The sequence below is a fragment of the Hominilimicola sp. genome (assembly GCF_046972485.1).
Taxonomy (GTDB): domain Bacteria; phylum Bacillota; class Clostridia; order UBA1381; family UBA1381; genus Hominilimicola; species Hominilimicola fabiformis.
This window is the reverse complement of the sequence record NZ_JBKVWU010000071.1, coordinates 1-11,215: the sequence shown is the minus strand read 5'-3', so window position 1 is coordinate 11,215 and position 11,215 is coordinate 1. Positions and strand designations below refer to the sequence as shown.

Below are 11,215 nucleotides of genomic sequence, written 5' to 3'. Positions count from 1 at the left end.
ATTATTATACACTCTATTACCCCTTTTGTCAACACTTTTTTTCATTTTTTTTGAACTTTTTTTCATTTTTTTTGAACTTTTTTTCATTATACTATATATTGTGGATTATTTCTTATTATACATACTATTTGCATCGATTACAATAAAAAAGAACTGTAACAAATCGTTACAGTTCCTTTATCAGCCTATTTTAAACCACATTTAATTTTTTCTTTAGTTCTCAAACAAACCTCTATAAATTTATCAATACCCAAAGTTCCGCAAATAAATATTACAGGTGCGAAATTTGAAAAATATCTTCGGTTTGTTTCCCAGCAAAGCAAAAACAAATATACTCCAAATATCGTCAAATACAATGAAAACATCTTTTTACGTTTTTCATCATCAGAGCATACAAATCCCCATGCAGCAGTTAACATCAAAATTAATATTGCAATATGCATTGATGTTGCATATGTTGCATACTTTTTATAATTCTTCCCCTCGGGCAAAATCCAATTATGCAACTTTGTATCGGTTTGAGGATTACAATTATAAAAATCTTCAGCACCATATGTTCCGTTTCCGAAATCTGCTGTTGATTTTGTCATTGCCAAATCAAATATACCACAAAAACCCAATTTTTTTATTCTATCGAAAATCTCTTTATTTATCTTACTGTTTCTGTTTTCATCGTAATCATATTTCCTTGTAAACTCATAATCCTCAGGATTATATACACCATCACCTTTAAGCCCCATCATGACCCAATGATTATACGGTGTATTTTCACCATTAGCCGTTTGTCTGTCCAAATGAGAAGAATACATATATAAATTAAATGTTACATTAAATATCATCATAATACTCACTACGCTGACAAGAATTTTCGTAAACTCCTTGAATTTTCTGTTTATGAGCAAATCAATGCCTACCGCTATAGCAATTATGATTACAGTGAATTTATTCAAACTTCCTATTGTAATTGTCAGTCCCATTAATATATATGTAATTATTTTTCTTTTTCCCGATTGCTCTTTAGAGTTCAGATATAAATAGAAAAATAATACCGGGAACATAACAGAAAGCATATCAGTATACACAGCACCGCCCAAAAAATAGAATTGCACACTGAATCCAAACAGTACCAATGCAAAAACAGCATGTTTTACGTCAGCTATTTTCTTGCAAATCAGTGATACTATTACTGTTGTACAGCTTACCATAATACTGTTTATTACGACAGAAACCGCAAAATAGTCTTTAATTCCAAATATTGATGCAATTTTGAAAAACAAATGCAAAAATGCCATTGCCGCAAGATTGTTAGGAAATCTATAGAAATATTCATAATAATTTTCAAACGTCCCTGTTTCAACCCATTCAATAGCACCTTTATGTATCGCGCCAACATCCCACAACGGATCATACCTTAATGCAATTCCCAATACAATCTCTATTATAAACATACCTATACCAAATGAGATAAGTATCTTATTATAATTTTTCTCAATGAATTTCTCGTTTTTGGAAAGGTTTTTATATATTATTGTCAACCCGACTAAGCATATTGTTGTAACACAAATCAAGTGCAATGCTTTATAATATGTATTATGCAATATTATATTTATTGCAGTAAAAGTAAAACATATTGCAAACAACAAATAAAATAACCATATGATTTTTTTCTTCATATGTACTTCTCCTTAAACATTAATTAACACCTGCAAACATACTGATAATACCTATACAAATAGGTACAACCATAGCTATTGCGGTAACAAGACAAATAATTCTGATTGTTTTTTTGCTAAACATTTCTTACACCTCTATTCCGTTTTATCAAGTAATCTGCTTATAATAGACGCAGCCTGCGCACGAGTTGCGGTTTGCTGCGGTCTGAACGTATCATCGTCCATACCCGATATTAAGCCGTTTGTATACGCATATCTGACGCCGTCCAATGCCCATTGCGATATTTGGCTTACATCATCAAGCTGTAAATCGACAGGAGTAAGTATATTATAAGACTCCTCCTCATCACAACTGTATTGATACAGCATATAAACCATATACGCCATTTCTTCACGTTTTATCGGCTTATCGCCGTCAAAAAAGCCACTGTAAATAGCCTTGCCGTCTGTTATCTTTGCTGCATAATTGCCAATCATATTTTCAGGTATCAAGCCTTTGTCGAGTGCACTTTGCACACAACCTCCGTACCAATCGGACGCGGTAACATCAAGACATTCGCCGCTCCTGTACGGCACATCGGCAATACCGACTGTACCCAAAGCCATCTTCAAAAACTCTGCACGCGTTACAGTTCCGTCCGGATTAAATTCTGTATCCGAAACACCGTGTATAATATCTTTGTCGGCAAGCTCATTGATAACCTCTTCCGCCCAATGACCTTTGATGTCGTTAAATTCAGCCGCACTTGCCGATACCGCCGTCATTGACGACAATATCAATGCCACTGCGACTACTTTCTTTATATTCATTCCTATTTCTCCTATTTTAAATTATTCATTACAACCGCCGCCTGTGCACGTGTCAAATTCTCTTTCGGTGCAAAGCGACCGTCTTCCATACCGTCTATATATTTCAAATTATAAGCATGTACTACATAACTTATATATTTTTCATCAATTTCATCACTGTCTTTAAACGAAAAAACAGGAATACGTCTTTCATTGTCCCAGTCTCTCCAGTTTCTCATTTTATAATTTTTGCAACGAGTTGCAATTACAGCCATTTCCTCACGAGTAATAGGCTTATCACCGTAAAACTTACCCGTATAAACATTTACATTAGCTCTGACAGCCTTTTCTTTCTCTGTTGATTCTTTAAGAGTTTTTGTAACATTTGTAAAATCACAGTCCTCAATCATTTCTTCAGGAATAATATCCTTATCCAACGCACCCTGCAAATAGTAGCAATACCAATCATCATTTGTTGCGTCAAGGCATTCGCCGTCACGATATGCGTGACCGACTATGCCCAACGAATCCATCGCCATTTTCAAAAATTCCGCACGCGTTACAGTTCCGTCGGGATTAAACTTTCCGTCACCGACTCCCGATACTTTGTCATTCTCTGCAAGTGTTTTTATAACATCTTCCGCCCAATGACCTTGTATATCCGTAAATGTTTCGTCACCCTTTAAATACTTTGCCAGTTCAGGCACATTTTCCGGAATTGCATCCGCAATAAGCTTTGCAACTCTCTTTGCGCCTTTGGCTTTCATATGAGTGGTGTCGTTCGTACCTGACGGATAAGCCTTACTTTCAAGCGGCTCACATATAAAATAGCCCGACAAAACACGATTCTTACTCATACTGTTCCACGCATCTGTCACGATTTTATTTTCATCAATAAATTTGCAGCCTGTTTCTTCTGCGATTTCACGCGTAGGGTCTGCGTAATCTTTTCGCGACTCCATAAAACAGTTGTTTTCTTTGTCCCACCAAGCAGCCGCATTTGCAGTCATAAGCACAGGTGTTCCGCCGCGTTTTTCAACCTCACCGATATACTTGTCTGTAATTAACTTTTTGTAGTCCTCAACACTTATGTATCTTTCCGGTTTATTTTCAGCACCGTCATTTATACCGAACTGAATAAACACATAGTCACCAGGGTGCATTTCTGTAAGTATTCTGTCAAGTCTGCCGTCGTTGTCATAACTCTTTGAACTTCTTCCGCCCATTGCACGGTTTTCAATAATTATATCGTCATTAAAATAATCGGCAAAAACTTGTCCCCAACCTGTTTGAGGGTATACCTTTGTATAGTTGTAAGTTTGTGCCGTTGAATCACCTGCAATATATATAGTAGGTTTTTCGGCTTTTTCTCGTGTCGGTAACTGTTCTATTTCTATTTCCGTCACGTTAGGGTTGTCACCCTTAACCTGTACAGTGATTTTTCCGTTTTTCGGCACAACAGGCTGTTCATTTTCCTGTGTTTCGCCTGCCTCAAGCGTGTACGCTCTTACACGTTCACCGCCGTTTATATAAATATTCGCATTTGTTTCTGTTTTTCCGCCTGTTGTTACCGTTACAGTGTAGTCACCGTCAGGCACTTCCACTTCTTTCGTAACACCGTCCGTCTTGTCTGCTTTTACTTTCGTCATATCGAATTTTTCCGAATACAATCCGTCCGCTTTTGCAATAGGTATTATGCAAGCCGACATAACAGACATAGTAAGTATAGCTGATATAATTTTTCTTATTTTCATTAAAAATCACCCCTTAAAATTTATTATATTACATCTGTAAATAAATTGCAATATAAAAAACAGTCTATTTCTTTTTTCTTAACTCTCTAAAAAATTCAGTCAATATGCTTGCACATTTATCTTCCGTTATACCGCCTGTCACATTGACATTGTGATTGAACATACCGCTTTCAAATAAATTGATAACCGAACCGGCACAACCGGACTTTTTGTCATACGCACCGAAATACAAATTTTCAATGCGTGAATTAATAATCGCCCCTGCACACATCGGACAAGGCTCAAGCGTAACATACATTTCACATCGCGGTAATCTCCAACCGCCGAGTTTTTTGCAAGCCTTGTTTATCGCTATTATTTCGGCGTGAAGTAATGCGTTTTTCTTGGTTTCACGCTTGTTGTACCCTCTTGCGATAATCTCACCGTCACGCACTATAACCGCACCGATTGGAGTTTCACCGATTGACGCGGCTTTTTTTGCTTGCTTCAGTGCCTCTTTCATAAATTTTTCTTCCATATAATTCTCCATTCAGTAGATATAACCTTATTTTATCACACCTCTTGACATATGTCAAAAATAGTAGTAAAATGTGATAAGCAACCGCGTTGGTTGTTGCTTGCCGATATACAATCGTCGGTAAGATGTAGTATGGTAGAAAAGGAGATATGAAAAATGATTGTAATTCTAAAACAAAACGCAGAACAAAACGAGGTAAACGCACTTTTAAAGCAACTGGAGGACATGGGCTTTGACCATCATTACAGTAAGGGCGAAAATTCCGCAATAGTTGGTATTATCGGTGATACTTCAACTCTTGACACAGACGATTTAAAGACTATCGACGTAGTCGCAGACGTTAAGAGAGTTTCCGAGCCGTTCAAGCTTGCAAACCGCAAGTTCCACCCGGATAACAGTATTTTCAACATTGCCGGCAGAACAGTAGGTGAAGGTCATTTCAGCGTCATTGCAGGTCCTTGTTCGGTAGAAACAGTTCCGCAAATGACAGAAACAGCCGAAGCAGTTAAAAAGAGCGGTGCTTCATTTTTAAGAGGCGGTGCATTCAAGCCGAGAACATCACCTTATTCATTCCAAGGACTTCATGACGAAGGTCTTAAAATTCTTCTTGAGGCAAAGAAGGCAACAGGACTTCCGATAGTTACAGAAATTATGAATCAGGCACATCTTGATTTGTTTGAAGATGTTGATATAATTCAAGTCGGTGCAAGAAATATGCAGAACTTTGAACTTTTAAAGGAACTTGGTAAATGCAATAAGCCTATACTTTTAAAGCGTGGTCTTTCAAGCACAATCGAAGAATGGGTTATGAGTGCGGAATACATTATGGCAGGCGGTAACGAACAGGTTATTTTCTGCGAAAGAGGTATCAGAACTTACGAAACATTCACAAGAAATACTCTTGACCTTTCGGCAATACCGGCATTAAAGTCAATTTCACACTTGCCTGTAATCGTTGACCCAAGTCACGCAACAGGTTTGCCGTGGATGGTTGAATCGCTTACAAAAGCGGCTATCGCAGTAGGTGCAGACGGTATTATGATTGAAGTTCATAATAATCCAAAGAAAGCATTGTGCGACGGTGCTCAATCACTTACTCCGCAGCAGTTTGACAATGTTATGCAGACAGTTAAGAAGCGTGTTGAGTTTGAAGGTAAAATTTTAGGTTAATTTAAAGGCAGTCGATTGACTGCCTTTTTGTTTGCAAATTTTCAGATAACAGCACCACCGCATTTGTTTGCAATTTTGTATGTAGCCATATTTTATTTTTGATTTTGCAAGTAGCCACCCCTCCGTCACTCGTTCCTCGTGCCACCTCCCCTCAATGGGAGGCTTTTTATTTTCCGCCAAATCCCGTAAGGCTCCCCTTGAGGGGAGCTGTCGACACTGTCGACTGAGGGGTGGCTCTCTATTGAATTTCAATCACGCAAACGGGCGCCCACCGGTCGCCACTCCGAAATTCTCATAAACGATAGCAAACTTAATCACACAAAAAGGGCGACCAACTGTCGCCCCTACTACACAACTATTCATCTTTATGAAAGTGTCTGTAAATCGCATAAACCAAGGCACCGACTGACAAAACAGCTATGTATATCGCAAAAGCAACAAACACAATACTACCTGCTTTTGTGGGCGGTGTATATATATATCTGCGATAACCAATCACATCTTTATTCACTGCCAAAGTTACCGTTGCAAAAGCAATCGTAACCAAAGTCAGCAGCCCGCCTATATAATACTTTTTCATAAAACCCCCTTATCTTACCAACAAATACACCGTATATGCCACATACATAAAAATCATAACCACACCGCAAGGGCGATTAATCTTTTTATTAGCAAGTGCAAAAATATAAGTAAACAAGCATATTCCAATCAACACACAACCGTCAATTACCACATTAAAGTCAGTACCTATTTTACCGATCGTCGCCGATATTCCGAGAATGAACAACAAATTAAATATATTCGAGCCGATTACGTTACCTACCGCAATATCATTTTGTTGTTTTCTTGCGGCAACAATCGAAGTCACAAGTTCAGGAAGTGATGTACCTATTGCCACAACGGTAAGACCGACAACTCTTTCACTCATTCCCGCCATAAGTGCAAGTTCCTTTGCGCCTTTAACAGTAAGCTGACCGCCGACCACAACACCGACAAAGCCGATTATTATAAACAATAGGCATTTCCACATTGGCAAATCTGCCTTTTCGCTATCCTCCGCACTTTCAATTAATTTGCTTTCTTTCTTACCCATCACAACAGAACCGACCATAAACACCGCAAACAATGCAAGAAGTATAATACCGTCCAATCTTGTCAATGCAATATCACCATGATTTAATGTCATTAAAAGCACAATCATTACAGCGGTTATACCGATACAGAATGGAAAATCACGTTTTAGGATATTTCCTTTTACAGCAACAGGTGCGAACAAAGCACTTGCACCAAGTACAACAAGCGTATTAAATATATTTGATCCAATTATATTACCGATTGCAATTTCATTACTGCCTTGCAGTGACGCAGTTATGCTAACCGCCGCCTCGGGCAAACTTGTTCCGAACGCCACTACCGTAAGTCCGACTATATATGCCGGAATTCTCAACTTTGCCGACAAATCACACGCACCGTCAACAAACAAATCCGCACCTTTAACCAAAAGCACAAACCCTATCACCAAAAATAAAATCATCAAGATCATTACATATAAACTCCTTTTCCTCTGTAATTCCTCATAAAAGCAAAGTAGACAAAACCCATATGGGTTTTGTCTACAATTAAATTGTCTAATCGAATTAGTGAACGATAGCCATTTCTGTATCCTTATCAAAGATATGAATTTTGTTTGTTTCAAATGCAACCTTGATTGTATCACCAATCTTAGCTGTTGAACGTTGATTAACTCTTGCTGTGAACTGTTCACCTGCAAGTTCAAGATACAAATATGTTTCAGCACCCATCATTTCAGTAACTTCAACGTATGCATTACATACAGCCTCAGGTCTGCTTGAAATGAATGCCTCGTCATCGTGAATATCTTCAGGTCTGATACCAACGATTACTTCCTTACCGATATAACCTTCAAGTTCAGGTGTAACCTTACCGTTAGGAATCATAATCTTGTTATCGCCAAATGATGCGTATACGCTGCCGTTTTCCTTTGATAGTGTAGCAGTAACGAAGTTCATTTGCGGTGAACCGATAAATCCTGCAACGAATACGTTATCAGGCTTTGTATAAAGGTTAGCAGGTGTATCAACTTGTTGAATAACACCATCCTTCATAACAACGATACGAGTACCCATTGTCATAGCCTCTGTCTGGTCATGAGTAACGTACATAAATGTTGTTTGAAGTTTGTTATGTAACTTCTTAATTTCAGTTCTCATTGCAACTCTTAGCTTTGCATCAAGGTTTGATAGAGGTTCGTCCATAAGGAATACCTTAGGATTACGAACGATTGCACGTCCCATAGCAACACGCTGTCTTTGACCGCCTGAAAGAGCCTTCGGCTTTCTGTCAAGTAGATGCTCAATGTCAAGAATCTTTGCAGCTTCTGTAACACGCTTCTTGATTTCGTCCTTTGGAGTTTTTCTAAGCTTTAGACCAAATGCCATATTTTCAAATACTGTCATATGAGGATATAGAGCGTAGTTTTGGAAAACCATTGCAATATCTCTGTCTTTAGGAGCAACGTCGTTTACAAGACGTCCGCCTATATAAAGTTCACCTTCTGAAATTTCTTCAAGACCGGCAACCATTCTTAGAGTTGTTGACTTACCACAACCTGAAGGACCTACAAGGATGATGAATTCCTTATCGTCAATGTCAAGTGTAAAGTCACTTACAGCAGTAACGCCGCCTGCATATCTTTTGTAAATGTGTTTTAATTGTAAATCTGCCATAATTAATTGTTCCCCTCTCGTCCAAGAAAAATTGTTATACAAAATAAACCAGATTTCATTTATTCTGCTTGTTTAAGTGTATTGTTATCTTTATAATACATCTTTTTGATATATATATGATAACATATTTAAATACAAATTGTTAGTCGTATAATTCACAAAAATACTTTTTATTCTTTAGTAAAATTAACTAAACATATTTTGATCATATGACAAAAAGGAGTTTTTTGTTTGATTACTCTTTATTTTTTGAGCTTTGTATAACTTTTTCGGCAACATTTGACGGAGCTTGCTCGTAACGGGTAAACTCAAACGAGAACATACCTCTGCCCTGACTCATAGAACGCAAGTCGGTCGCATAACGGAACATTTCGGACATAGGCACTTCAGCCTCAACCATATTAAGTCCCTCTTTATCGCTTTCGCCCATACCCATAATCTGGCCGCGGCGTTTATTAATATCACCGATAATATCGCCCATAATATTTTCAGGAATATATACTTTCAAGTAGCCGATAGGCTCAAGCAAGACAGGGTTAGCCTGTTTTAAACCCTCTTTGTACGCGATAGCCGCCGCCGTCTTAAATGCCATTTCCGACGAATCAACAGGGTGATACGAACCGTCAAGTAATGTGGCTTTCAAGTTCACAACGGGATAACCTGCAAGCACACCTTTCTGGCACGAATCACGCAAGCCTTTTTCAACGGCAGGGAAATAATTTTTAGGCACAGAACCGCCGAATACTTTTTCTTCAAAAATCATATCTTCCGACATACCCGGCTCAAATTCAATCTTTACGTGACCGTACTGACCGTGACCGCCCGATTGTTTCTTGTGTTTGCCTTCAACGGTAGCCTTGCCCTTGATTGTTTCGCGATACGGAACAATAGGGTCTTCCAAAACTGCGCCGACACCGTATTTTGATTTTAATTTGCTTATAATAACGTCAATATGCTGTTCGCCCTGACCGTTTATAAGAGTCTGCTTTGTTTCGGTATTGTTTGTAATTGTGAATGTCGGATCCTCCTCCATAAGCTTGTTAATACCGCTTATAATCTTTTCTTCATCGCCCTTTGTCTGCGGTTTAATCGCCATAGATAAAACAGGCTGCGGAAATTCAATACCGGTAAGTATGATATTCTTACCTTTTTCACATAATGTATCACCTGTTTTTGTGCTTTCAAGTTTTGCAACCGCGCCGATGTCACCGGCTTTTATCGACTTTGCGTCAAGCTGTTTTTTACCGCAAAGATTAAATACCTTGCCAATCTTTTCGTTTACGTCCTTGTTCGGATTGTAAAGTGTGCTGTCACCCTTCACCTCACCGGAATAAACTCTGAACAACGACATCTTACCAACATAAGGGTCTGCGATTGTTTTAAATACAACCGCCGCCGTTGTTTCCGTTTCACTCTGTACAAGCTCAACAGGCTCACCTGTGTCGGCAACTCTCGCGATTTCCTCAATTTCCGACGGAGCAGGCAAATACTTACCCATACCGTCCATAAGCGAACGCACACCGATATTATCCTGACCGCTGCCGCAGTATACAGGATAAATAACACCGTCCTTAACACCTTTTCTTATAGCTTGCTTAATTTCGTCAAAAGTAAATTCTTCACCGTTGAAATACTTAACCATAAGTGCCTCATCGGTTTCGGCAACAGCCTCCATAATCATTTCTCTAAGCGGTGCGACAATTTCCGCCATACCGTCGGGTACAGGAATATCCACTCTGTCCTGTCCTTCGTATCTTCTTGCCGTCATATCGACAATATCGACAAAGCCTTTGAATTCGTCACCCTCTCTTATCGGATAAACGAACGGAGTTACTGATTTTCCGAACTTTTCTTTCATTTCCTCAAGAGTTTTTTGATAATCCGCTCTGTCATCATCAATTTTGTTGACAAAGGACATAATCGGCACACCTCTTTGTTTTGCGTATCTGAACACGTTCTCCGTACCGACGCTTACACCGCTTCTTCCGCTCAATACAATAAGTGCCGAATCCGCCGCACGGATACCCTCTTTAACGTCACCGACAAAATCAAAAAAGCCCGGTGTATCTATCATATTGTATTTCATATCTTTCCACTCTACCGTTGCAAGAGCGGTTGAAATACTGAATTGTCTTTTGATTTCTTCACCGTCATAGTCCGTTACAGTGTTGCCGTCAGCGACTTTGCCCATTCTGTCGGTCATTTTCGCATTGAACAGCACTGCCTCTGTAAGCGTTGTCTTACCGCATTTACCGTGTCCCATAACGGCGATGTTCCGAATTGCGTCCATTGAATACGTTTTCATTTGATTGACCCTCCTAATATAATATTTTTCGTTCATTTTATTTGGCTATCGCTTTTTGTATGTTCTTTTAGACAAAACCTTTATGGTTTTGTCTACTTTATTTATGGGAGTTTGAGGTACTTTTTCAGTAGTTTTGCCGTTGGCAAAACCGCTCTGCGAGCGTCGGACGTCTTTCCGATACCCCCTCATTAAAAATTATTTCTGGCGACATGCGCGGCAGAAATGACTTAAAATCTAAAGTTTCGACTTTGGAGGAACTT

Annotated in this window: 9 protein-coding genes; 1 reads left to right on the top strand and 8 read right to left on the bottom strand. The window is 38.8% G+C overall.

Annotated elements, in window-relative coordinates; genetic code table 11:
* Positions 1 to 185 precede the first annotated feature (185 nt).
* The 4 genes from ACLTU0_RS08095 to tadA all read right to left on the bottom strand — a co-directional run bounded on the left by ACLTU0_RS08095 (position 186) and on the right by tadA (position 4,733).
* Positions 186 to 1,427: a glycosyltransferase family 39 protein gene (locus ACLTU0_RS08095; RefSeq protein ID WP_412321992.1), complete on the bottom strand. Its 1,242-nt coding sequence runs from the start codon at positions 1,425 to 1,427 to the stop codon at positions 186 to 188.
* A 381-nt stretch (positions 1,428 to 1,808) separates the two neighbouring features.
* Positions 1,809 to 2,483 carry an S-layer homology domain-containing protein gene (locus ACLTU0_RS08090; protein WP_412321990.1) on the bottom strand — a complete coding sequence of 225 codons (675 nt, stop codon included), beginning with the start codon at positions 2,481 to 2,483 and terminating at the stop codon, positions 1,809 to 1,811.
* Positions 2,484 to 2,494: 11 nt separating this feature from the next.
* The gene (locus ACLTU0_RS08085) at positions 2,495 to 4,216 is read right to left on the bottom strand and encodes an S-layer homology domain-containing protein (RefSeq protein ID WP_412321988.1); all 1,722 of its coding nucleotides are present in this window, start codon (positions 4,214 to 4,216) and stop codon (positions 2,495 to 2,497) included.
* A gap of 64 nt (positions 4,217 to 4,280) precedes the next feature.
* Complete coding sequence (gene tadA, locus ACLTU0_RS08080) at positions 4,281 to 4,733, bottom strand: tRNA adenosine(34) deaminase TadA (protein WP_022230607.1); 453 nt, start codon at positions 4,731 to 4,733, stop codon at positions 4,281 to 4,283.
* Between the two features lie 156 nt (positions 4,734 to 4,889).
* Here tadA and aroF point away from each other — a divergent pair, with 156 nt between their 5' ends.
* The gene (gene aroF / locus ACLTU0_RS08075; RefSeq protein ID WP_337871254.1) at positions 4,890 to 5,903 is read left to right on the top strand and encodes a 3-deoxy-7-phosphoheptulonate synthase; all 1,014 of its coding nucleotides are present in this window, start codon (positions 4,890 to 4,892) and stop codon (positions 5,901 to 5,903) included.
* A 355-nt stretch (positions 5,904 to 6,258) separates the two neighbouring features.
* On the opposite strand, the gene ACLTU0_RS08070 is transcribed toward aroF, so the two are convergent.
* The 4 genes from ACLTU0_RS08070 to fusA all read right to left on the bottom strand — a co-directional run bounded on the left by ACLTU0_RS08070 (position 6,259) and on the right by fusA (position 10,955).
* Entirely contained in the window at positions 6,259 to 6,483 is a 225-nt protein-coding gene (locus ACLTU0_RS08070) for a hypothetical protein (protein WP_022230605.1), read from the bottom strand.
* Between the two features lie 9 nt (positions 6,484 to 6,492).
* Positions 6,493 to 7,446, bottom strand: coding sequence for a calcium/sodium antiporter (locus ACLTU0_RS08065; RefSeq protein WP_412321986.1), 954 nt, complete (start codon positions 7,444 to 7,446; stop codon positions 6,493 to 6,495).
* Positions 7,447 to 7,540: 94 nt separating this feature from the next.
* Positions 7,541 to 8,650 carry an ABC transporter ATP-binding protein gene (locus ACLTU0_RS08060; protein WP_022230603.1) on the bottom strand — a complete coding sequence of 370 codons (1,110 nt, stop codon included), beginning with the start codon at positions 8,648 to 8,650 and terminating at the stop codon, positions 7,541 to 7,543.
* Positions 8,651 to 8,885: 235 nt separating this feature from the next.
* The gene (gene fusA, locus ACLTU0_RS08055) at positions 8,886 to 10,955 is read right to left on the bottom strand and encodes an elongation factor G (protein WP_412321984.1); all 2,070 of its coding nucleotides are present in this window, start codon (positions 10,953 to 10,955) and stop codon (positions 8,886 to 8,888) included.
* Positions 10,956 to 11,215 lie beyond the last annotated feature (260 nt).